Source organism: Laspinema olomoucense D3b, from assembly GCF_025370785.1.
Taxonomy (GTDB): Bacteria; Cyanobacteriota; Cyanobacteriia; order Cyanobacteriales; family Laspinemataceae; genus Laspinema; species Laspinema olomoucense.
Map to the genome: position 1 here is coordinate 182,483 of NZ_JAMXFA010000008.1, position 24,379 is coordinate 206,861.

The window sequence follows — 24,379 nt, forward strand, 5'->3', positions numbered from 1 at the left end:
TCCAAGATAGGAGATGATTGCTATGAATAGTTTTGAGTCAAACGGCTGCTGGTGGCTTCCTTCAAATCCTGACAATGTAGTATTGGGGATATTAAAATTTACCCCGGAGAAAGGTATAGAGTTAAGCCTTTTCATGCCGCTTGATGAAAGTGCGCGCTCAGGCAGTTACCAGCCGTTAATCCTGGGTCTATTAGAAAATGAAAAAAAAGTAACTCTTTATAAGAGTATTCTAATTTTTATGCGTTTGCCTGGTACTGGATTTAATTCACCAAAATATACCTCTGAAATAGGTTTGGTTGGACATCACTTTAATCAACTAAATGAAATGCTATTTTATAAGGCTGGAGTTGATTACAGTTACTTGCGGGACTGGGCAATGATACCACCTGTTCCTAGAGAACCAATCTGGAATGAAAATAATCAAATGGTGGGGATGAAATTTAATGATTATAATAAACCTTCAGATATTGTGGCAAAAACTACAGAAGGGATAATTTCTGTAAAATATGGGTGTTCCGAAGCAGGCAAACTCAGTGAACTTGATTTTAAACAATCCGCTGCGATCGTTATTGAACCTGAAACGGATTGCAGCTTAGAAATTTTACAGCAGCGGTTCATATATCCTCTTCAGAACTTTCTAACTTTCCTTACAGGGCAACCTAACTTTATCGTTAGCTGCCACGTCTATTATTGCAAGAAGAATAATGAGGACAATGCCAACCAACCCGGAAAAGTAATCGACCGACGCATTCAAATAATCTTCAAAAAACCTAGGATTCAAGAAGATAGGGAAAATCTATTACATCCTCACGAAATGATATTCACACTTGAAGATCTAAAAAGTGAGTTCAGCTTAATTATTCAAAAATGGCTCAATACTCACCAAGAAATAGATAGTGTTTGTAATTTATTTTTTAGTACCAAGTATGCCCCTCTGTATTTAGAAAATGAATTTTTGAATATCGTACAAGCTGTTGAATCTTATCACCGCCGTCGGCGCAAAAATAATCTTTTGCCAGAAGCGGAACATAAAAATCGGATAGAGGAAATTTTAAAAAATATTCCTGATTCATACAAGCAATGGGTTAAAGGAAAGCTGCATTTTAGTAATGAACCGAATTTGAAAGATCGACTTGAAGAATTAGTACAAGAAAACCTTTTGGTCATCAATTCATTGCTCGGCTATTATCATAATCCTGATAAATTTATAGGAAAAGTCAAGAATACCAGGAACTTTTTTACCCATTATGATAAGTCTAATGAAAATCAAGCAGCTAAGGGAGACGAATTATATTGGATAACGAGAATCCTTGAGTTTTTATTGCAAGCGTGCTTTTTAAGTGAATTGGGATGTAGCCCAGAAAAGCGGGCTGAAATAATCTGTAGTAAATCTGGATATCAGTGGGCGATACAAGCAATTAATAAACTTAAATCAGAGGCAAATAAATAATTTATGTAGCGATAAAAATACTGAATTTGTAAAACTTACTAAAGGTTAGGTAAAGCCCCAAACAAAATAACCCGGAAGATAATTTAAGTCTTCCCCTTTCATCCTTTCCTGGGGTTGACTTTTTATGCTACACTAGACATGGCAGCTAATTGCGTGGTAGGATTTGCCTGCTATCAAAGCATCCCACGCTTTTTATCCTACATGGCGGCACGCGGCGATCTGATTAGAAAATTGTTTAGAAGCTTCTCGGAAAATGACCGAGAAGAATTTTACGCTGCCGCAAGAGAACTGATTGAAGAGGAACGCAATAAAAATCATCTTTTATTAGCGAATGACCTCGAAAAGAGTCTGCAACTGACGACTCCGGCAAAACGGGTCGCGTCCAATGGTTCACCCTGGCAAAACTACCCAGAAGTTCCTACCGCTAAGGATACAGGTTTACCCCTAATCGCGGTTAAACAATATGAGTTAACCTGGGAAGATGTTATTTTAACCGAAAAAAATAGGCAAATTTTAGAAACGGTTGTTTTAGAAAATAGAAAGCAAGATATTTTAAGCGCCCACAATTTAAAACCTCGGTCTACCCTCTTATTTTGCGGCCCTCCGGGTTGCGGTAAAACCCTGACCGCCCAAATTTTAGGAAGTGTTTTATTTTTGCCGTTAGTTTATGTCAATCTATCGGCAGTTTTTTCTTCGTATTTAGGCGAAACCGCCCTTAATCTTAAACTTATTTTTGACTATATTGAAAAAGGCCAATGGGTTGTTTTATTTGATGAGTTTGATGCCATTGGTAAAGACCGAAATGCCGCCAATGAACACGGAGAAATTAAACGAGTTGTCAATAGTTTGCTGCAACTGATAGACTCGGCAAATCATAACAGTATTTTTGTTGCTGCAACCAATCATTCATCCATGCTAGATTCTGCCATCTGGCGCAGATTTGATGAAGTGCTTTTATTTGAGAAACCCAGTCAAGAATTGATAATTTCTCTGCTATTGAAAAACTTAGGGAGTATTAGACATGAGATCAACGTAGAGCAATTTGCCCAAAGGTTAGAGGGTGCAACCGGCGCAGATATCGAGCGAATTTGCCAGAATGCGATAAAATCGGTTATCCTCAGCGGTGAAAAAGTATTAAAGTCGGAAGATTTAGAAGCGGCAATCCAGCATCATCAAGACCGCATGGAGGTCATTACCCGTTCTCAGAAAAATCAAGAAGGTGTGACAGGAGACCCCAATGGAGAACTATGAACATTTACGGTTGCGTAAAGTCCATCAGGGGTGTCGGTGGGTTGCCGGGTCCGTCGGGGGCTTAAACTCCCACCGATTTATTGGGTTTACTTGATTGTTCATCCTTCATCCCTCATCCTTCATCCCTCATCCCTCATCCTTCATCCTTCATCCCTCATCCTTCATCCTTCATCCTTTCTATGAAACTAATCAAACTTCCCCCGGTACTTCCAGGCAAGTTAGACCTCGCCGCTATCAATCAACAATTGCGCGAGGGTCGGGCGAAACTGGATTGGAGTGGGGTACAATCAGCCCCGGATGAAGCTTTAGCGGTTTTATTGGAAGGGATTGACTCGGATAGTGAAGTGTTGAATATTGATGAGGGAGTCAGCGATCGCATTATCCAAGTCATCTCAAACTTCCTCAAAGTTCGGAGTGACACCTCATCTCCCCCTTCATCCGTCCTCAGCGATCCGTCATCCTTAGATAAAATCCCTCAACAGACTACGCCGAAAAATCCTCCCAAAAAACCGAGGGGTGTCAAATCCAGCGATTCCTCAGAACAACTCAGCTTTGTTAAAACCGAATATGTTGCCGCAAGCAATCCAGAAAAAACCGGCAGTCTCATCGAATCAAAACTCTCCCTGCAAATCGATCAAAGTGAATCCCCCCCTTCATCCGAGATCCTTCCTCCTTCCTCCTTACTCAATAAACCGTCTCCTGCCCAAATTCGGGCAGAATTAGAAGAAATCATCATCAACGATTTACTGGGTCCGGTGGGAGGAGAGACGGAAGAAATTGACGAAAATCGCGTGGGAGACCGATATCTGGTGGGGGTTCTGGCCCCATTATTACGCAATAAGGCAGCAGAAGAAGGACCGGAAGAACAAGACGATATTGCGGTAGTGGGTAAAGATAGTGCTGAAGAAGGAACGACGGAGAAAAGTGTTGCCACTGCAACTACGATGTTTCCTTCCTCGATGGGACTAACTTTCTGCGTTGAGGGTTCAGCAGAAGAATTGGAAATTGCTGCATCTTGGGGCAAATATGAACGGGAAAAAAGTGAAATTATTTTTAAAGAGAATGGCGACCCGAAAACGGTTTGGAAGCGTTATCCTATCACCGCTACGCACCGAAAACCGTTAAAGGATGGTCAAACGATTGAATGGGTCCCCAGTTTAGAACAAGCGCCCGAGGTATTCATAAAAGGTCAAACTCGCCGGATGGATAGTGGGGATTGGATTGTGACTCTGTTTCTCGTGAATGGACAACAGGAACCGGCGAAACTCCGCGATCGCGCTTGGGTTTTTCAACCACAGTTAATTGTGCGATCGCCCGATCCGAATCATCGGAATATTTTTATCAAACGACCCTTACCGATCGCCTTGGATAACCTCGATCCAATGGTTCGCGCCGAAAATGAAGCAATGGGAATGCTATACCGCCGTCAAGTCGAGTTTGCGGTGGGACATGGGGTGAGTGTGGATGTTGTCACCCAAAATTCATCCCTCATCCTTCATCCTTCATCCTTCATCCCTCATCCTTCCTCCTTCCTAACTACTGCGACGGAACTGAAAACAACTTTTATTCCCAGTTATGAAGTCCCGAAAACTACCCCGCCCAAGCTGGAAGAAATTCCCGAATTGGCGGGGTTGAGTTTAGATATGAAGGAACTGGCGCAAGGGAGTCCAGAGGAACTGCCAAGGTTATTAAACCCTCTGCCTAATGCTTACCAAATTTGGATCGAAGGACAACGGCAACGGTTCAATCAACTCGATGCGGGACTTGAACACTATCAGGAGGCGGCAAATCGCGCGATCGCTAATTGTGAGAAAACCTTAAAACGGATTCAAGCCGGAATCGCTATCCTGCAAACCCAACCGCAAGCGCTTAAGGCGTTCCAATTTGCGAATGAGGCGATGTGGCAACAACGGCTTCACAGTCTCTACGCGGAAAAAGTGCGCCGGGGGGAAACTCCCACTCTCGAAGGGTTGGATCTCCCGAAAAACCGCAGTTGGTATCCGTTCCAGTTGGCGTTTGTGTTGCTGAATCTGCCGAGTCTGACGGACTTGCATCATGGAGATCGCACTCATCCCACAGAAGCGATCGCAGATTTGCTATGGTTTCCCACCGGCGGCGGCAAAACTGAAGCCTATCTGGGACTCACCGCATACACCCTGGGTATCCGACGCTTGCAAGGAATCGTAGGCGATCGCGATGGCGAACATGGGGTGGCGGTATTGATGCGCTACACCCTGCGCTTACTCACTTTACAACAATTCCAACGTGCCACTACCTTAATCTGCGCCTGCGAGTCTATCCGTCGCCAAGACGAGAAAACCTGGGGCAGAGAACCGTTTAGAATCGGGCTGTGGGTCGGTCAAAACAGCACTCCGAACTATACCGCACAAAGCGAAGAATATACTAAACAAGAACGGGGACAGGCTTATACTGGCGGGACGGGTTCCCCCCACCAACTAACAAACTGCCCCTGGTGTGGGACTGCGATCGACCCAGGGAAACATATTCACGTCGATCCGGTGGATAAAGGAACAGGACGCACTTTAATTAAATGCGGAGATGCGATCGGGCGCTGCATTTTTGCTAAGGGAGAAGGGCTGCCGGTGATCGTTGTAGACGAAGAAATTTATCGCCGCCTCCCGTCTTTGTTAATCGCCACCGTGGATAAATTTGCTCAAATGCCCTGGAAAGGGGAAGTGCAAATGCTATTCGGACAAGTGAATGGATACTGCGATCGGCATGGTTTCCGTTCTCCTGATTTGGATGATAAAAACACTCATAAACAAACCAATAAACTTCCCGCCGCCAAAACTGTTTCTCACCTCAAATTGCGTCCGCCGGATTTAATTATCCAAGACGAATTACACCTGATTAGTGGCCCATTGGGAACGCTGGTAGGACTCTACGAAACCGCTGTAGATGAACTCGCTTCCTGGGAAATCAACGGGCAGAAAATCCGCCCCAAAGTCGTCGCCTCCACCGCCACCATCCGCCAAGCCGAAACCCAGGTTTACAATCTGTTTTTACGGAAACTGCAAGTTTTCCCCCCCCAGGCATTAGACATCGAAGATAACTTTTTCTCCCGACAACGAGACCCCAGTGAAGAGTATCCTGGACGGCGATATCTGGGGATTTGCGCCCCCGGGAAGCGTTTAAAAGCAGCGATGATTCGCGTCTATGTCGCTGCCCTCGCCGCCGCCCAAACCTTGTACGAAAAATATGGCAAAGAAGTCGATCCCTGGATGACCTTAGTCGGCTATTTTAACTCTTTGCGGGAATTGGGGGGAACCCGTCGTCTGGTAGAAGATGATATTCGGACTCGCTTAGGACAGATGGATCGGCGGGGACTGGCAAAACGCTATCTCAACAATTTAGATGAGTTGACCTCCCGCAAGGATTCAACGGAAATTCCTGTGATTTTAGATAAGCTAGAAATTCCCTTTGATCCCGATCGCGCAGAAGAGAATCAAAAGCGTCGTAAAGCTGGGGAAAAGGTGAAGAATCCCGACCCTTTAGATGTAATTCTCGCCACTAATATGATTTCGGTGGGGGTGGATGTCAAGCGGTTGGGAATCATGGTAGTCTGCGGCCAACCGAAGAATACCGCAGAATATATACAAGCCACCTCCCGGGTGGGACGAACTTATCCAGGGTTAGTGCTGACGGTGTATAATTGGGCCCGTCCGAGGGATTTATCCCATTACGAACGCTTCCAACATTATCACGCCACCTTCTACCAAAATGTTGAGGCCCTCTCGGTTACTCCGTTCGCACCTGGGGCATTGTATCGCGGTTTAACGGCGTTATTGGTTTCGTTGATTCGGTTAGGGGATGAAACGTTAAATGGCAATGAAGCGGCGGGAAAGATTGAACGCGATCGGGCTTTAGTACAGCAGGCGATCGAAACCATAGTCCACCGGGCGGAGGCGATCGGAGGAGTCCCCCAAGGGCAAGCCGTCCGTCGAGAACTCGAAGCCAAACTCGATCGCTGGTTGTTTCTAGCCCAAAATCGCACAGGGGGCGGCATCCTCAAATACCGGGCGATCAAGCGAGATGGCATTACCATCGAACTGCTAAAAAGTGCGGGAAACGGCCCCTGGCAAGAATTTACCTGCCTCAACTCCCTCCGCAATGTGGAGCCCCCCATTGGCTTGATTTTCACCGATGAACCCCCCGATGATGAAAGCGATCGCCTCCCTCAACCCTATCTCCCTTCCGAAAACCGTTCGTAGTAACCCCTGAAGGGGTTATCCCTTGCTATGACTCCTAAAGGAGTCACTACAAACTAATTGCTTATCCTTTTTCCTATGAACAAAACCAATTATAGATACCGAGTCGGGGAACTGCGTCCCAGTCAAATTTTATTTTCCTTTGGCGTCGGCGCAGTTGCAGATTTACCCAATCTTTCCGTAATGATTATGGGATTGGAAGATTGGGATAAATTTCGCAGTATCGAACTAGCGGAAGAACGACTCCTCACTGCCGTTCGCCGAGAATTGGGTCCCCAAGTCAAACAATTGTTATCTCCACCCATTCGCCCAGAAGAAAACAGTTCCGTCAGTTCCTCGGACGAACTCTCACGGATTGGCATTCCTGTCGCGCCGTTTCCCGGCTGGATGGTTTGTCCCCGATGTCATTTACTCGCCCCCTTAAAATCGGGATTTTTCCAACTTAAAACTAACCACTATCGTCCCGATGAAACCCATTACGTCCATCAAAATTGCCAAAAGGCAAAAAAGCCACCGAGAGTGATTCCCGTGCGGTTTTTGACAGCCTGCGATCGTGGACATTTAGACGATTTTCCTTGGCTGTATTTCGTCCATCATGGCAACAGCGATTGTCCGGGACCTTTGCGTTTAGAAGAACGGGGAATATCGGGAACCGCTGCCGATATTGTGGTCTCTTGTAGTGGATGCAATGCCGCAGCCAGACCTCTCTCCGATGCTTTTGGGGAACGGGGAAAGCAAAATATGCCTCAATGTCGGGGTCGCCATCCTCACCTTCGCAACTTTGATGAGGAATGCGAAGAACAGATGAAAGGGCTGCTGCTAGGGGCATCGAATAGCTGGTTTTCCATGACTTTATCTGCCCTTTCCATTCCCACGGGTTCGGGACAATTGGCGCAATTAGTCGAACAAAATTGGACAGCTTTAAGTAAAGCGAACAGCCAAGATACGCTGCAAGTCCTTTTGTCAGCCCTTCAGTCAATGGGGCAACTGCAAGATTTTACAAAGTATCCACTTGAAGAAATTTGGAAAACCATAGAACAGCAACAAAGCGGCAATGACAAAACTGATTTTAAAGACCTAAAAACTCCCGAATGGCAATTTTTATCCGCCGCCGATACCAGCCAAAATACTACTGAAATCCAATTGCGTTCCGTTGCTCCTCCCCAACCCTACCAGAAATACTTCAAACAAGTGGTATTAGTGGAACGACTGCGAGAAGTTCGAGCCTTGGTTGGCTTTACCCGCCTGCAATCTCCCGGTGACTTTGCGGATTTAGAAGAAATTCCGGAAAAGTATCGCGTCAAACTGAGTCGAAATATTCCCGAGTGGGTGCCTGCTACCGAAGTTAAAGGGGAAGGAATATTTATAGAATTTAATGAAAAATATTTGCATGAATGGGAACAAAAAAAAGCAATAAAAAAACATGAAGTATTGACACTGAACGCCTACAAAGATTGGCTCAATAGTCGGAGTATCGACCCGGACAAAACTCATTTTCCCGGAATTCGCTATTTATTAATTCATTCCTTCGCCCATGTTTTGATGCGGCAACTCGCCATTGAATGCGGGTATAATGCAGCGAGTTTGCGAGAGCGAATTTACTCCCAATTACCCGAAGATGAAAATGGCCCTCAAGCCGGAGTGTTAATTTATACGGCCTCTCCCGATAGTGAGGGAACTTTAGGCGGGTTGGTGAATTTGGGAGAACCGACCACTTTCGGCTACCATGTCGCCCAAGCGTTGGAACAAATGCGCTTATGTGCCTCCGATCCACTTTGTGCGGAACATAATCCGACCCAGGGCAATCCATCCTTGCACTGGGCTGCTTGCCATGCTTGCCTGTTCAGTCCCGAAACCTTTTGCGAACGGGGAAATAAATTTTTGGACCGATCGCTACTGGTATCGACGATTCAAGAGAAACAACTGGCCTTTTTTGAATAAGCCGTGACGACTCCCCTGGCAGAGCAAATTTATCGCGTGGCCTCTATTTTGCCACCGGCGGCTTTAAATGCGTTGGTGGACAGCCTCAGTTGCGAGAGTTGGGGGGTCGATGCCGCACAAAGCGATCGCCTCTTGAATCAGTTTCCCAATTCTAAATTTCGTCGAATTATCGGGGATTTACTGGCAGCATGGCAACAAGAGAGCGATCGCTGGGATAGTCGGAGTTTGGCATTAGCCTTGGAAAGTGCGCGGCAGGCGATCGCTTCCACGGGACAAGCCCTAGATGTAGAATTGGTCTGGACGGGTCCGCAAATCTCGGCCTTACCCGTTCGCCGTACCGATCGCGTTTTGTTGCAGTTAATCGAACAGACTCAGCAAGAGTTAACCATTGTCAGTTTTGCCGTCTATAAAATCCCAGAAGTTTCGGCGGCGATCGGATCAGCCCTAGATCGAGGGGTGAAGCTGAGAATTATTGCAGAAACTCCCACATCAGGGGGTGGTAAAATTCCGTTTGGAGTAACCGAAGCATTGGGAACGGAAATTCTCCACCGCGCTCAAGTTTTTGTGTGGCCCCTAGAAAAACGCCCTAAAGACTCCGCAGGTCGATCGGGTTCTCTTCATATCAAAGCGGTAATTTGCGATCGGCAGCACCTATTTATTACGAGCGCTAATCTAACCGAATATGCCCTGTCCTTAAATTTAGAATTGGGCGTTTTAGTTCACAGTCCGACCCTAGCTCATCAAGTAATAGACTTGCTCGATAATTTGATTCATCAAGGCCATTTAGTCAAAGCGTGAAGGAGTGATATAGCCAGTCTAAACCGGCGGCAGGGAATTGCAACTAAGTGGGTACGCCAGGGGTAGCGGGATTATCCCCAAAAAACTGACGCTGTTGCGGGTCAGCGCTTGCAAAACTGAGGCGATCGCCCTCTACTTCAAGCTAAGATTCGTCCAGTTACCAGAACTCGGACAGCAGCCGCAGTATCGGCATCAGGATGGGATGCTCAAAACTGAACCCAAATTGTGGATGGTGAGGGATGCCGGGAGTTAGGGCGGATGTTGAGGCGATCGCATCTCAAATCAGTTCTTTACTTTTGCCTGTAGCAGCCCTCTGGATTGCGAGCGCTCGTAATAGGGACCAGTCCTTAAAAACCAACCCTGTCTGCCACCTTGCAAAAAGTTGCACCTATCACCGGCGCTTCTCTTGACATTTTAATTTACATCATTTACTGTAAACATATAAATGTGTAAATTTTAAAGCTGAATGTACTTTGAAGAAGTTCGCCAATGGCAGGGGACTGCTGAGGCCCTAACAAAAGAACTAAAACAACAGGTAAAGTTGCTGGGGCTATCTGTGGAGCCTCCTGCCCTACGAACGGTGCGGATGTGGAGAGCAAAGCAGCTTTTATCTCAACCGAAAGGGCAAGAATTCCGATTTCGCCAGATTTTGGAAGGATTAGCCGTTTTACTGCTTCAAAAGCGAGGCTGGACTTTGGCGGCGATCGCTGAGGTTTTGCCCTCATTCCCAGACGGAACTTTGGAGATGCAAATCATAGCGGAGGCGAATTGCCAAGACCCTTCCTGGTCACCCGTCCAAACGACCAGTTTGCCCTTATCTACTGGACACGCGAAGGATCTCGACCTGGCTGAGGATGCGGTGGTACTTTTGGCGCAGGGAATTTTGCGGCAATATACAAGGGTGTTGAACCGAGAAATAGTCCGGCAAGACGACAGTATGCCCCCAGAACTTTATCGGGCTATGTGCAAGTTGGGACGGCTGTATATTGAAGAAGGGTTAACTGACCGCGCTGCTTGCGTTCATCTGGTCTTAGATCGTGCCCGGTATCCTCTGGACTCTGAGCCTTGGGCATTAAAGATTTTTCAGCAATCCGATTTTCGGTTTCGGGGAATGACCCTGATTGATGCAGAGTTGCGAGTCCCGACCTCGGATTGTGTAGAAATTGCTAATCTAAGAGGCTCGTTTGGGGAAGATAATGTCATAGAAACTCGCTTGCATCAGCGTTTGCGAGAATCCACGGAACGATTAAAGGGGCGTCGCCAACATAAGGCTTATACGGCTGTGCGATCGCTATTAGGTTCGCGATCGCTAATTGGGGAGCGAGAGTTATTAGATTACTTGGTGGATCACGATTTGACCCCTTTACAGGGAATGATTATTGATACATTCTTTGATCGGGTCCCAGAGATTTGGCTCATGGAAGGGCACGCTCATCGTTGCGCCCACTGTGGCACTCTGATGCGACCCCATCCCCAGAAAAAACTATTCCCCCAGGGGCGATGCCCCATTCGCCTATGCCCGGGTCATGAGTCTTCACAAGCCAAAGTCTCTGAGGCGGTAGATCCTAACCAAGATCTACTATTGATTGCCAAACCCCAAATTTTAACCTATTGGACTGGACCGGCCATTGACGAGTTAGCAATTTTTGAGGCAGCCCAAGAAAATGGACTCGATGCCGAACTCTATCCAGAATCAGATCGCTGCGATGTCGCGATTACGGATTACAACATTGGCATTGACGCTAAATCTTATACCAGCCCAGTTTCTTTGGCTTTACGTTTAAATCGCAGTATTGGCGGACTGATTTACTATCACCGGCGCATTATCGCCATCAGCGACGCACTCATTCAGGATAATCGGGATTACCTCTCTACTTTGAAGTCAACACTCGACAAAAAAAACGACCAAGCCACCCTAGAAATTATGCCCGTCTCTAAAGTGATTCAACTGTTGAAGGAGATTTCTTATGCGAAGTAAGCCAGATTTTTGGAAGGGCGTAGACCGAATCTGTTGGATTTGTGTGTTTATGGAAAAATTCATTCAGGTTGATTCGTTAGAAGATGCGCCTCTAATCCTGTCGGGCATGGCGAGCATTGTGAATGCACCCTCCTTTGCCTCAGCCCGTCAAGCTATTTTTAATATGCGCCTGTTGTCGTTAAAGTATGTCACTCAAAAATCGCTCCAGCAAGCCATCGCCATCTATAACAATTTTCACTACTGTAACCAATCTCAAGGAGCATATAAAATTGATTCAGAAACGCTCCAGTTCCAGCGCACAGACCCCCTAGAAGACCCCTTAATTACCAAAGCGGTTAAAATTCTCAGTCAGCCTCTAGCCCAACAACTGTACAGCGCCACTTTTGCCAATCCTCGGCAACTGATGACTGTTGCTTTAGGGGAAGAAAAAACCGCTTTGAGGCTACCCATTGGGCCAATCTCTGCGCCCCTGGCTCCAAGTCGCACCCATTCCCTGGACCGTGTGCCGACCGGGAAAATTCGGATTCCCCTTTCCGAACTGCACGAGTTAGCCGTATCGATGGATGCTCGCGAAGAAAATTATCCTGAAAAAAGACGGGGAAACTGGGAAAAGCGGTTTCAACATTTTGCTTTGATGGTCCCTAAGATTGGGGAGGGGCTGCGGGAAGAAAAGGCAATCACTTTAGAAGGAATCAAACATCTGATTGGATTGCCGGGAGCCGGTAAAACCACAATATTGGTATTAATCGCGATGTGGCTAGGCCGACGGGGTTATAAAGCCATGTTCATCTTTCCATCGATTGAAGTCGCCCGACAGTATATGGCAGAATTGGCATTTCACGGAGTTAAGGTGGGAATGCTAGTGGGTCAAAGCGACGAAACTCGTCGCCGACACGCAGATAATATTGCAGAGGCGATCGCATCTAGCACGGTTGCAGCAAACGCAGCATCAGGAGGAAACGGGGGATTTGCTTATACTTTAGAAGAAGCAGAAGTTTTTGGGCTAAATTGCGTACTCCCCGCTTTTTCAACGGCGGATACTTCTATGTGGGGTTTTGGTTATGCACCTTGCAAGGAAATTTTACAAAGCCGAGGGAAAGAAGGAAAACAGAAAAATTACTTATGTCCAGTTTGGACGATGTGTGGTCGCAATAAAGCTCCCCGTGATTTACTCGATGCTGATATTTGGGTGGGTCACGTCTTCTCGATGGATACTGAAGTGCCACCTCATGCAATCCGCGAACAAATCCGCTATTTTGAATTGATTGCCCGCACTTTTGACGTAGTGGTTTTTGATGAAGCCGATATGGTCCAGTCCAATTTGGATGCTTATGGAGCCGCTACCTTGCAGCTTTCGGGTGCAGAAAATTCTATTCATTCCGTGATTCAAGAACAAATTCACAATCGCTTCGCTCGCGGGGAAAACTATCGATTGTTGGACCGTGAGGTGGAACTGTATAGTCGCGATTTGTCAGAATTTGGAGACCATAATACTTCATTAGTGACGGCGGTGCAAAATTTGTCGTCCTCGCGGATTCAAAATCGCTACAAAGACCAGATGTTAACGGTTTCAAGAATTATTGGAGATTTATTAGATGGGCTAGAAAAAAATTTTTCTTGGCGCGACCGCCTGGATTCAGAGGAAGTCAAACAAGGATTTAGCAAAAATCGGGCTTTACGGGAATTTTGGGAAATTGCTGCCTACCGTGCTTTCTACGATCGCACTGGAATGGAAACCCCAGATTGGCCGAAAGCCGATTTATGCGCTCGAACCCTAGGCATAGCACGGACTGACCTAGAGGAGAAATTGCAACATCTGATTCATCACTTCCGCCGATACCTAGCAGAGAACCTGATTGAACGGCGCGATAAAATCGTACGAGAAATTGCTGACTTGTTTTTGACTCTCTGCTTTTGCGATCGCTCCCGGTCAAGTCAACCTATCAAGCCACCCCCAAATGCCGATGAAGTCATTACTTTACTCGTTTGCATTACCTTCGTCATTTTAGGCTACCAACGAATCGTACCGAGAACACGAACGATGGTGGCTGAGGGACTGATTCGAGAACCTATTATCCAGTCTACTGCCAGCGAAGAACTCCGAAAAATCATTCCCGAAAATATTTTGGGGTCTTTTTCAGGGGTTAAATATAGTTTCAAATCAGCACAGACCACTCGGATTCAGGCTCGGAATGTAGAACTGTCGTATATTACTTTTGTCGGTGCGCCTCGGTTGCTGATGCACCGCTTTCATCGCTTATTTGAGGCAGAGAGTCAACCTATAGGGCCAGCAACTTTAATGACTTCCGCCACCTCTTTCCTAGAAGCAAGTCCCGCTTATCACATTAATTCCGGCCCAGATTACCTGCTGAAGCCCACTCAAGCAGAACACGACCCCAAACGCAGTTTTTATTACTTCAAATGGATACCTGATAGCGAAAATCGGTCTGAACCTCTCAAATATAGTGGCGCAGGAGAACTCCGGAATCGAAATTTAGAAAAAATGGTCGAGTTTTTGGTTCGCAAAGGGACGGTAAAATCAGAAATTTATAAAGCGATTCGCAACTTTGACGTACAACATGACATTTATCGCAAAGCGGCTTTAATCGTGAATAGCTACGAACAAGCCCGCACCCTTAAAAAATATCTGAATGATTACCATCCCGAAGTTGGAAAAAGAACGAAAGCAGTCGTTCGCTCGCTCAAGAGTGGAGAACAAGCCAGTGATTTCGTGACAACAGCTCAGTGCGAGGCTTTAGGAGATGATGAAACTTGCGATATTCTGATTTTTCCGATGTTGGCAATCGGTCGAGGCGTGAATATTGTTTTCACCAAAGGGCCGAGAAAACTTGATGCCGCTATTGGCACGATTTATTTCCTCACCCGTCCCCATCCCACAACGGATGATATGCAGCTTTTATATAGTTTAGCTGGACGAGCAACCCAAGAATTTGACAGTAAAGTTTTTACTGAATCTGAAGACTTTTCTGATATAACTAAGGCTTGGCAACAATCAAGAAAAAACATTTGGGCATCGGCGGGTCGGCTCTTACGTGAACCTTTAATGGCGAGTCGCTTAGGAGAAGATTTATTTAAGTCATTTGCCGCAAATCAGATGGTTGGCATCTTGCAAACCATTGGACGAGGTATGCGAAATGGATGTCCGGTACAAGTGTATTTTGTCGATTCGGCTTGGGCTTACCAATCTACTAAAAACCAGCCGGACTCGGGACGGGATAGTTTGCTCGTGCAAATGCGAATCATTTTGGAAGAATGCGTGAACCATCCGGATCCAGTGACTCGCCAAATTTATCAAGAACTTTATGGTGCATTTCTGGAGCCTCTGCGCCGTATTGAGGGCGTAGTGTATCCAGCAAGTTTGCGATATTCAGTAGATTTTGCCGACGAAGAAGATGGCTTTGATGAGTTTTCCTATTTATTGGATATGTAACCATGAATGACGAAATTTTTGATAATATTCAAGTTGAGGATGAGGAAATGACTCAAACAACTTTACAATCAGATACGCTTTATATTTCGCTGGGTAAACCTACGAGTCTAAAAATCATTCCCCTGGCTTTCACCGTACCGGATTGCCTCAAACCCGTTATCGTTGAAGGTTTTAATTTAGCTTGGACAAAGAAGGCTTTAGGAATTTTAGCAGAAATTCAAAAAGCAACGGGTTGTTCAGGAAATACCACGGCAAAAAATCTGCCTTATGCTTCGCTGCGGGGGTTTTTGGAAGTCGGACTGAACGATTTAGGTCGAATTCAATCGAATGTAGGCTTAAATTTATTTGATTTAAACGGTAAACTTGGACAGGACCCGATTCCATTTGCTTACCTGAATGGAGGAAACTTTGAAGCAATTCGCAAGGCTCTACGTCCAATCCTCAATGAGTGGCTAACCGGCTATTTTAACCCTTTTGCTGAACAAGAAGGGGTCGCTTCAGAAGTTGTCGATCGCTTAAACAATTTGTATGAAGAAGAAAACCTCTTAAGCCTCGCTCCGTTGGAGTCTCAAGTTATCCCTTGGAACTGGTCTAAACAAACAGGAACCACTCATCACGAAGATCGTTATGATTATAGAGCGCTAGTTGATTATGTGGCTCGTGCCATCGCCGGAAACGAAATTTTTCAGGGTTTAGGCCCAATGAAACGGGTTGTTTCTGCTCATGGTAGCTTCACCACGGGAATGGCCGAACTGATTACTAAGCCAATTGCCCTGTCTCAGAAAGCCGGAGAGTTTAGCTTGGTGGTGAAGTTAGAAATAGTCACTTATCCATCTTTGCACCAGCCTTTATTGAAAATTGATGTGACCAAACGTCGCTGGTTTACTAATTTAAAACCCCCACGTTTTAATTTTGGAAATATTAGCGGTTTTGTTTTCTCTGAAAACTATAGTGATCGGGCCTTTAGCTATAAGGTGCTTTGTCAGTCGGAAAAGCAGGGAAAAGAGAAAATTTGGCATTGGAAAATCGATAAAGACTTTGAAGTGTTGCGCCGAAAACTCCACCTTCCCCTAAAAACAACTGAGGGGCAAGATATTAACCCAGAGCAGATAGCCCTGGGTAAAGCGTCAACTGATTCCTGTAAAGTGATGCTAACTTACCGTAATGGATTGCAAGAAGGCAAACATGGAATTAAGGTAGGCGTACCCGAAATTGATAAACTCGAAGCGTTTGAGGCGATCAGTAACCTTTTGAAGCCCCTTGGCTTTGAACCTTTCCAGAGGTACTCAGAAATTAATTGGAAATCCAAGAAAGGTCACCCATCAAAACTAGACAAAACGGTCTCCCGCATGATTAATTTGCCAACTCTGGTAAGTGCTGTCTTAGAACATCTAGAAGAAAGTGGCGATGGCGATTTTACCTCTAGCTATATAGAAAACTTGGATGATAAGCAATTAAAGCCATTAAATCAATTACTCAAAAAACATTTTTCCATCAATCTATCAGATATTATGGGGGAGAGAAAATCTCTTGAATTTAATGGCAAAACTAAAAAACAGTTCCAAGAACTGATAAAAATGATTGAGGCCAACCAAAAAATCATCAGAAAGCTCTACCCGAACCAGCGACCCTCGCTCATTATTTTTTATGAAGATGAGCTGCAAAGGGAGATGAAATTGTTAGAGGCGATCGTTCAGGTTCTCTGGAATGGTGCGATAGAAGTGATGCCCAATCGTTTACCGGCTAATACGCATGGGCCGCGCACACTCTTGCCCGGTGCTAATTTAAAGGCGCAGGAGCGGTCTCGCGAGCGCATAAAAGCATGGGAGCCAATCGTCCAACAACTGGCTCTACGCAAGCAGCGAACGTTTTGCCTTGTGTTGGCTCGCAAATTTTACCCAGACCCTAATAAAAAAGGTAAGTATAATCCCGACGACCGAGTAAATAAACCTTCAACTCATCAAGCTTTAGCTGACTTAGCCGGGTCTTGCGTACAGTTTATCCTACCAATCAAAACAAATAAAAACAAAGAAAACCTCAAACTCGATAATTTTTTCCATCGAGGACAATCAGCACTCAAAGATTTGCTATATGCTCATTCGGGTTGGTTGGATGATGTTAAACAAAAAGTTGACCACTGGCTAGAAGCTACACCAATCGCACAAAGACCGAAAGAAATTATTGGCATTACCATTGTTCGCAAGCAGAAAGGTCGCACTCGCGGTTCGATAGAAAGTACATTTTTGCCAATTGCTGTGCGTCTTAAAGTGGAAACCGGCGAATGCGAACTTTGTTGTGCTTGGGAAAAAGGCGGTAATCTAGAAACAACGCCTTGGAGGAAGTTTCCAGATGCAATCGCGTTTATTTCTAAAATTTCCCCTGTGAAACTAGGGGCGAACAAAGAAGCGAGGCAGAATCATTTTATGAAGTTTACCAAGGAAATTATCTCTACTTCAGTTGACGAAGGAAATCAACCTGTGGTAATGATTGATTCATCGAACTGCGTACAGCTTTGGCCTTGGCTTAGTGATCGCCAACTTGATGCCCACCATATTAATTTTACAACTTACTCGCGAAGCCCTCTGTACCAACACATGGAGCAAGAGTGGCAAGGGGTACGGCTGATTCGGCTTCGCCAAGACCTCGCACCGGGAATTATTGATAAAAAAGAGCGGTCATTTGTGGAAACGTCCCTAGAAGACACCCGAACTAAAAAAGAATTGAAAACTTTAAAAGCTAATTATCAAATCCCATCTGCATCCAGTAAAACCGGATTGTTTCGGCTTAGTGCGCCTAATGAAACGGGTTGTAGTGCCTATTTGTCTGTAGGCAAAACCACTATCCATACACGTAAACGAGGTCTTAGTTGCTATCGCGAAACTGAAATCGATGTGCCGGTAAAAAATGCTGATGCTTCCGAAGGCAAAGTTGAGAAGAAAGCTGGGTCAGAAGTTTGCCAAATTGGGACCACTCCACCCTTTACCGGACAGTTTCCTACACCCAACCCCTTAGAGATTGTTATTACCCTAAAACAATCCGAAGATGATTGCGATCGCCTTGCTGGACTGGTAGAATCTCTTCGCTATAGTTTTGGTCACTATGACGACTGGTCGAGCTTACCCGCTCCCCTCTTCTTCGAGCGGGTTGTTCGAGATTATATCAGCGAATTTGCACTCGACAATCTGGATAATCAGCCCGAAGATGAAGAAGATGATGATAGTGATCATGAATGATGGGAGTTCACTAATCCATTCAAATTCAGTATTCTAGAAATAGAGGAAAGAGGGGCCTGTTATTTAGCGATCGCCACCCTTTCCTCTACCATTAGACTTACCACTCGGAAGTTCATCTCGAATCCGGTTCTTACAGGTCAAGCAAAAACTAATACCCCAGGAACATCTTATGCCGCAATCATTTCAGCAATATTTCTCACTGGGGAGGAGTGGGGGAAAGAGCTTATTGAGGCCAGTTATCTGTTTTGATGTAGCCAGTCAGATGCGTCTGATTCAGGTGGTCGCTTCTGACAAAGAACTTTTCTCCTGGATTGAGCTTGTGGGGCCTGATACAGATAAAGCAGGGACCTAGAGAAACGGGGTTGGCGATCGCACCGAACAAATCGACTACCGACTTTCTCTGGATGCCATAGCGTTGCTTGATTTGAGCAGTTGGCGATCGCATTCGTCGAAACCGCTACCGACTTTATCAAGATGCCATTGCAATACTTGCCAATTCACAGGAGTTACGCAGTTGGAGAGAGAATGAAGTAAAACAGAAAAATGAATCCACCAAAATACACAGGGATAGACTACATCAACTTTCTCATTGGAACGCAGAAGGCATATAGCTGTAGTGAAGCGGAGCGAGTGCATCCAGAGGTATCAGATCCCCCCGCTCATGATGCTATAACCCGTCTTCTGCATCGGATGGATCCAAGTCCCGAAGAGCTATGGCAAGAAGCTCGGGCGTTTGTAGACACAAATAGGGGCGTTCTCATCCTAGATGACACCATGCTCGATAAGTTCTACGCTCAAAAAATAGAATTGGTTTCAAGACAGTGGTCGGGGAAACATAAGCGGCGTTGCACATTTATGGTATGATAGAGAGGTAGTCCGTACCCCTAGAGAATATGATTTGTCCTAAGTGTCAGTCCAGCAATATCAGTAAAAATGGCGTGAAGAGAGGAAAACAGAACCATATATGTAAGGATTGTGGTCGTCAATTTATCGAGGTCTATTCTCCAACAGGTTATCCCGAAGAAGTTAAACGACACTGCTTACATCTCTATGTTGAAGGGAATGGGTTTCGACGGATAGAAAGACTAACTGGAGTTTGTCATAACACGGTTATCAATTGGGTCAAAGCTGCGGCTCAGAGTTTACCACCAGACCCTGATTATGAAGAAATACCTGAAGTCTCCCAAGTTGATGAGTTACAGACTTATGTGGGTAAAAAAAAACATAAAGTCTGGGTCTGGACCGCTGTAGACAAACGATTTCCCGGTATTTTAGCTTTTGGGGTCGGGGATAGATCCAAAGAAACATTTAAACCGTTATGGAAAATTATTGGAGGTTGGGAGTGTTTCTTCTATGTAACGGATGGCTATGCAGTTTATCCTCAATTTATTGATGAACTTGACCATATAGTTAGCAAGCCCTCCATGACTCGGGTAGAAGGAGAAAACACGCGATTAAGACATTATCTAGCCCGCCTAGCGAGAAAAACTTTATGTTATTCAAAATCTGTAGAAATGTTAACGATTTCTATCAGATTGCTTCTGTACTACCTGAAACATCGGACTATACCCCTCCCCAATTGAAGGAATTGAACCCTTTCCAATGTAATCATACCATAAATGTGCAACGCCCTTTTTTTGGGAGGCGATTGCCTACGGCATAGCTGGTGCTTACCGGCACTGAGAAGCATGAGTGCCCTGGTTCATTGCATAGAGCAATTATTACCAGCAACAGTCACATCTCCACCCGCCACGGCTGCGAGGACGAGTGACTTTTTATCAGCAGCGGAGAATTTTCTACACTTCAATAATCTAGCTCAAGCTGACTGTTGCTCGGCCTGAAGCGCCTCAAGCAAGTCTTCGTCTGAATAGGATTTTTCCCACTCGCCCTCTAGCTGAAGGCGTACTGACTTTGCACCACCATCCGGAGTGCATTCGACCCAAAGCAGTCAGTCTCGCCCGTTCAGCCACAAACCATTCGGCGGCAGCTTGACAGTACGGCAGGATGAGAGTTTGGTCCTGAATTATCTGTGTCAAGTAATCAGACAAAGTCCTTTTTCGCCGAGACTCCGGCAATCGGTATAACCCATACAGAAGCTCATGCCATGTTACTGATGCGATAAGCCTAACGGCATAGCTTCGCTTACCGCAGATTCTTCTAGGTTTTGTCGAAAACGCGCCAGAAAAATATCGCTCGGCTGTAGTTTCATACTTTCCGAGATGATGTTAGTATCCAGGAGAAATTTTACGCTCATCACCAGCAAGATTGTTCGGGAGTCGGGGTGCGATCGCGAACATCTGCAAAGATTTCGTCGCTATCTAAATCAATTCCTTCTGAAAGGATTTGGACCCGAAAAGTATCGAAAGCTTCTATTGCCTCTTCAGATTTAGCCGAACTAATTTTGGCGATCGGTTGGTCAGCTTGAAAAATCACAAAACTTTCTCCAGCTTGGGCGCGTTGAAGATAGTTCATCAAATTTTGACTAACTTCTTCTAGAGTAACTTTATTCATCGATTAACCTCTAGGGCAAAATTGTACCACTGGTCTAGTCCAGTTATATCCTAACTCCGGGCCACACAGGCGATCGGCAAGATGCTCACCACCCAGCGCAATAGAACTGCAATTACTTCCCAACCCCCATTAAGCCAAAATAATACCATGACCAAACCCCAACAAATCTACCTCGATCGCCCACCCATCTACAAGAGCGCAAATCACCTCATCCGCCGACCTGCGCTGTACCGTTACTGATCGCCTCCAAACCCTCCTGCAAAAAACCAACTCTACCCGATGGGTGACAACTTAAGAAGATGGGACAAAAGTCAAGCCGGGAAAAGGAGAGAGGTCTAGCTTTTGAGAACCCTTGGCTTTGCGTAAAGTTTTGACAATGCCAAGATCCTGGTTTAGAGGGTCACAAAAATACTCAATCAATGACTGATTATTGCCCCTCGTCGAGGCAACTGTGAAATGATAAAACCCACGAAATAGCATCTCTAAAGAAATCCGTTCGGTGGGTAATTCGAGAGAATCAGCCACATCATCAGCCAGGTCAAGCAACACCGCATAGAACAGCCATGTCGCCCAGATTTGTAGCTTGACGCCATTAAGAGAACCTGTCCAGATATAGGCCAGATTGAGCAATCGTTTAATCAAAAAAAAGGCCGTTTCAATTTCCCAACGACGACAATACAAGTCAGCCACCACATAAGGTGGTAAGTCCCCAGGCTCAAGCACGGAAGTAATATAGCTATGCCAGCTTGGACCATGACGCACCTGTACTAGACGCACGGTAATCTGTTTCGCCTTTCCTCTTTTATGCCCGAGTAGAACTAATTGGTCAACCAGATTAGCACTCTGGCTAAAAGTTTTCTGGACCTGATAGGTACCTTTCTTCAGTCTGGTAATCCAAGCGCTACCAGCTTTAACTAGGGCAGAAAATTCAGCAAAATCGTAAAATCCCCGATCAAAAATCAATAAACCCCCTTTGGGCAAAGTTGAATGTAACCATTCCCATTGATTCCTATCTGCCGCATTAGGATTTTCTTCAAAGCGGATGGCCACTGGCAAATGGCTCGCCATATCTACTATCGTGTAGATTTTTCCAGCTAAAGTTATGGGTTGCTCTTGTAAGCTTTTAAGTTTGCGAAACAGGGCTTCCAGGGTCGAACCATCGACGAGCCAAATGTGTTCAAATCGTTGAAAAGTCCAAGCAACGCTCGCAGGCAACGGGCGAACAACACGATTCGTCCAACGTCGCTTTAACTCCTCCACCAGATCCCACAGAACCTGCTCAAACATGGATGCCGGAAATTCTAAAAATCTCTTGGAAAGGGCTTGTTGTGATACCTTCACCGCTCGGCACCACAGTAAGTCTTCCCGCGCTAAAGTCCGTCCCAGTTCTCGAACGCTCGGAATTTGACGCCATAACAGGCTCAACACTGCTGCCACCATTAGGGGCAGCCCCAAAATTCGTTGGCGCAGCCCTAACTGGCGATAGTATTTCAATTGCTCGTGAACCACAGGACTCAACAAGTCACTCAGGTGGGCTTCAATCGCCTCGCTACTCGGCGCTGGCATATTGTGGCGGCGAGTATGATCTGGGTTGTTTTTGCGAGGACGACTCATTCCATCAAACTCCTGTCGAAACTAGCTTGACAATTACACTCTAGCCTTAAGTTGTCACCCATCACTCTACCCTCATCACTGCCCCTAAACCAACCCCCAACTCCGAAACCTTCTTCAACACCCTCAAGAACTCACCTCAAGATTTACCAAGCCTCGATGTCGCGCCAATTTTCTGCCGGTTTACCCCCTAACATCGAACAAACCGCCCTCAAAGATGAACCCAAAGACTAAAACTGCCGATTTTGGCAAGAATTCCCATCTCGTCCAGCGAATTCACTCAACTCTCAAAAGACATTGCCTGCTAACATCAAATATTCCAACAAGGCTATGACAAAATCATCCTCGCTGAAATCGATCCCCTTGTGGAGCCAGAAGACCCCAGCGCTTTTCCCTTGAAACTGGCGTTCAATACTGGTATCATGGGTGGGAAAGGGCGCTCGCCCTTTTATGGAGAACTGGGAGCCAATCAACTGTAACGCTTTACACAAATCGAGGCAACGGGGACTGAGAATGGCTGTATTTTCAATCAGCCGATAATGGATGACCCCCTAGCGGTAAGCGTTGGCGCAGCCTGCGCGTAAGCGCTTAGCCATGCCGCAGGCTTATCGCATAGTCAAGCATCGCATAGTCCCACAGTTTTGCTTTAAAGCACTTTTTTTCTGTTACAGCAATGGTTTCAGCAGTTGACCCCCCATCTAAATTGGTTTGCTCTTAAACACTCCACTGATGCCCCTTTTACTCTCTCCTCCCCAACCCTCCTCTTACCCAATAACAAAATCAGGAACAATAACACAATCAGGAACAATAACAAAATATTGATGATGGAGAAGAAACACGCGCAAAACACGCGCAAAACGCGCAGTCAATTATGCTCAAGAAAATAAACGCGATTGGGGGGGCCTACTTTCTCAAATTTGGTCATCAATCTAGCGATCGCCGCAACTAGGTCAAATTTAGGTCAAAGTTTTTTTTCACCAATCAGAAGCCTTGATGTGAAAGGGTTTGAGGTAGTTGCCTTACTCCTCATAAGCCCAAGGTCGCAGGTTCAAATCCCGCCTGAGCCATTTACTCCATAAGCGTTTCAGCCTCCATCCCACAAGGATGGGGGTTATTTAATGTCACTCGACATATATGGGTTGTAGCGTTAACTTACTCTATGTAACGGGAAAAAGTAGTTCAAATTTATTTCAATGCCAAAACCAGTCTCAGAACAAGATAGTCAGTTGGGGACCTTAAACCAGGTCAATGCTGAACTAAAGGCAGCTAAATGTGGAGTAGTCGTTTGTCTTCGTGGCGATCGCCTCAGTCTTCGTGGCTCATTACCCCCCAAACCTAACAGTGGCCGAACTAAAAATCATCAGCAATATCTGGCCCTAGGGATATTTGCCAATCCCGCTGGATTCAAACGAGCTAAATCTGAAGCCCTGCGAATCTCAGGTCTCATTGCTTGTAAACAATTTAACTGGGATGAATGGTTGGAACCTGAACCAGCAGCAGATTCTATCCCTATATCCGATTGGTTGGAACGCTTCGAGCAAGACTATTTCAACAAACGCGCTAGGACCCCCAAGACAATAACCAGTTTCAAAGACTATGGAAAAACCTGGGAATTATTTAGCGATCGCCATCAACCTCTGACCAAAGATTCGATATTGGCGGCTATCCTCAAGTCTGAACCAGATTCCCGACACCGGAAACGCGCCTGTATTGCACTTGGGGCATTGGCTAAATTTGCTGGAATCGACATTGACCTGAAACCTTATCAAGGAAAATACTCACCCTACACTGCCATCAACTCTAAAGATTTACCTAATAGACATCTCCAAAAATTACAGACTATGCTATACCGTTCACGGACTCATGAGGTACAATACATAAAAGAACTGACTCATCTTAACTATCTGAATCTACCATGAAACCCTA

16 protein-coding genes are annotated in these 24,379 nt (G+C 45.6%); 11 read left to right on the forward strand and 5 right to left on the reverse strand.

Going from position 1 to position 24,379, the window contains the following annotated elements; genetic code table 11:
* Positions 1-22: 22 nt before the first annotated feature.
* The 9 genes from NG792_RS08470 to NG792_RS08510 all read left to right on the forward strand — a co-directional run bounded on the left by NG792_RS08470 (position 23) and on the right by NG792_RS08510 (position 18,331).
* The gene (locus NG792_RS08470) at positions 23-1,450 is read left to right on the forward strand and encodes a HEPN domain-containing protein (protein WP_261235178.1); all 1,428 of its coding nucleotides are present in this window, start codon (positions 23-25) and stop codon (positions 1,448-1,450) included.
* Between the two features lie 138 nt (positions 1,451-1,588).
* The gene (locus NG792_RS08475; protein WP_261235179.1) at positions 1,589-2,701 is read left to right on the forward strand and encodes an AAA family ATPase; all 1,113 of its coding nucleotides are present in this window, start codon (positions 1,589-1,591) and stop codon (positions 2,699-2,701) included.
* Positions 2,702-2,880: 179 nt separating this feature from the next.
* The gene (gene drmA, locus NG792_RS08480) at positions 2,881-6,933 is read left to right on the forward strand and encodes a DISARM system helicase DrmA (protein ID WP_261235180.1); all 4,053 of its coding nucleotides are present in this window, start codon (positions 2,881-2,883) and stop codon (positions 6,931-6,933) included.
* A 75-nt stretch (positions 6,934-7,008) separates the two neighbouring features.
* The gene (gene drmB / locus NG792_RS08485) at positions 7,009-8,871 is read left to right on the forward strand and encodes a DUF1998 domain-containing protein (RefSeq protein WP_261235181.1); all 1,863 of its coding nucleotides are present in this window, start codon (positions 7,009-7,011) and stop codon (positions 8,869-8,871) included.
* A gap of 3 nt (positions 8,872-8,874) precedes the next feature.
* Positions 8,875-9,669 (forward strand): DISARM system phospholipase D-like protein DrmC, encoded by a 795-nt coding sequence (drmC, locus tag NG792_RS08490; protein WP_261235182.1) that lies wholly within the window; start codon positions 8,875-8,877, stop codon positions 9,667-9,669.
* Between the two features lie 37 nt (positions 9,670-9,706).
* Positions 9,707-9,922 carry a hypothetical protein gene (locus tag NG792_RS08495; protein WP_261235183.1) on the forward strand — a complete coding sequence of 72 codons (216 nt, stop codon included), beginning with the start codon at positions 9,707-9,709 and terminating at the stop codon, positions 9,920-9,922.
* Positions 9,923-10,135: 213 nt separating this feature from the next.
* Positions 10,136-11,647, forward strand: coding sequence for a restriction endonuclease-related protein (locus tag NG792_RS08500; protein WP_261235184.1), 1,512 nt, complete (start codon positions 10,136-10,138; stop codon positions 11,645-11,647).
* A complete protein-coding gene (locus tag NG792_RS08505; RefSeq protein WP_261235185.1) occupies positions 11,637-15,098 on the forward strand; it encodes a pPIWI_RE_Z domain-containing protein in 3,462 nt (1,153 codons plus the stop codon). The genes NG792_RS08500 and NG792_RS08505 overlap by 11 nt, the downstream gene beginning before the upstream one ends.
* Positions 15,099-15,100: 2 nt before the next feature.
* Positions 15,101-18,331 (forward strand): RNaseH domain-containing protein, encoded by a 3,231-nt coding sequence (locus tag NG792_RS08510; protein WP_261235186.1) that lies wholly within the window; start codon positions 15,101-15,103, stop codon positions 18,329-18,331.
* 223 nt (positions 18,332-18,554) lie between these two features.
* On the opposite strand, the gene NG792_RS08515 is transcribed toward NG792_RS08510, so the two are convergent.
* Positions 18,555-18,776 carry a hypothetical protein gene (locus NG792_RS08515; RefSeq protein WP_261235187.1) on the reverse strand — a complete coding sequence of 74 codons (222 nt, stop codon included), beginning with the start codon at positions 18,774-18,776 and terminating at the stop codon, positions 18,555-18,557.
* A gap of 448 nt (positions 18,777-19,224) precedes the next feature.
* Here NG792_RS08515 and NG792_RS08520 point away from each other — a divergent pair, with 448 nt between their 5' ends.
* Positions 19,225-19,914: an IS1 family transposase gene (locus NG792_RS08520; RefSeq protein ID WP_261235188.1), complete on the forward strand. Its 690-nt coding sequence runs from the start codon at positions 19,225-19,227 to the stop codon at positions 19,912-19,914.
* A 264-nt stretch (positions 19,915-20,178) separates the two neighbouring features.
* Here the strand turns inward: NG792_RS08520 and NG792_RS08525 are convergent, their stop codons facing one another.
* The 4 genes from NG792_RS08525 to NG792_RS08540 all read right to left on the reverse strand — a co-directional run bounded on the left by NG792_RS08525 (position 20,179) and on the right by NG792_RS08540 (position 22,456).
* A complete protein-coding gene (locus tag NG792_RS08525; protein WP_261235189.1) occupies positions 20,179-20,367 on the reverse strand; it encodes a PIN domain-containing protein in 189 nt (62 codons plus the stop codon).
* Positions 20,368-20,438: 71 nt separating this feature from the next.
* Positions 20,439-20,585, reverse strand: coding sequence for a PIN domain-containing protein (locus NG792_RS08530; RefSeq protein WP_261235190.1), 147 nt, complete (start codon positions 20,583-20,585; stop codon positions 20,439-20,441).
* The gene (locus NG792_RS08535; RefSeq protein WP_261235191.1) at positions 20,585-20,842 is read right to left on the reverse strand and encodes a type II toxin-antitoxin system Phd/YefM family antitoxin; all 258 of its coding nucleotides are present in this window, start codon (positions 20,840-20,842) and stop codon (positions 20,585-20,587) included. The genes NG792_RS08530 and NG792_RS08535 overlap by 1 nt, the downstream gene beginning before the upstream one ends.
* Positions 20,843-21,133: 291 nt before the next feature.
* Positions 21,134-22,456, reverse strand: a complete 1,323-nt coding sequence (locus NG792_RS08540; RefSeq protein WP_261235192.1) for an IS4 family transposase — start codon at positions 22,454-22,456, stop codon at positions 21,134-21,136.
* Between the two features lie 1,190 nt (positions 22,457-23,646).
* Here NG792_RS08540 and NG792_RS08545 point away from each other — a divergent pair.
* A complete protein-coding gene (locus tag NG792_RS08545; RefSeq protein ID WP_261235193.1) occupies positions 23,647-24,372 on the forward strand; it encodes a hypothetical protein in 726 nt (241 codons plus the stop codon).
* Positions 24,373-24,379 lie beyond the last annotated feature (7 nt).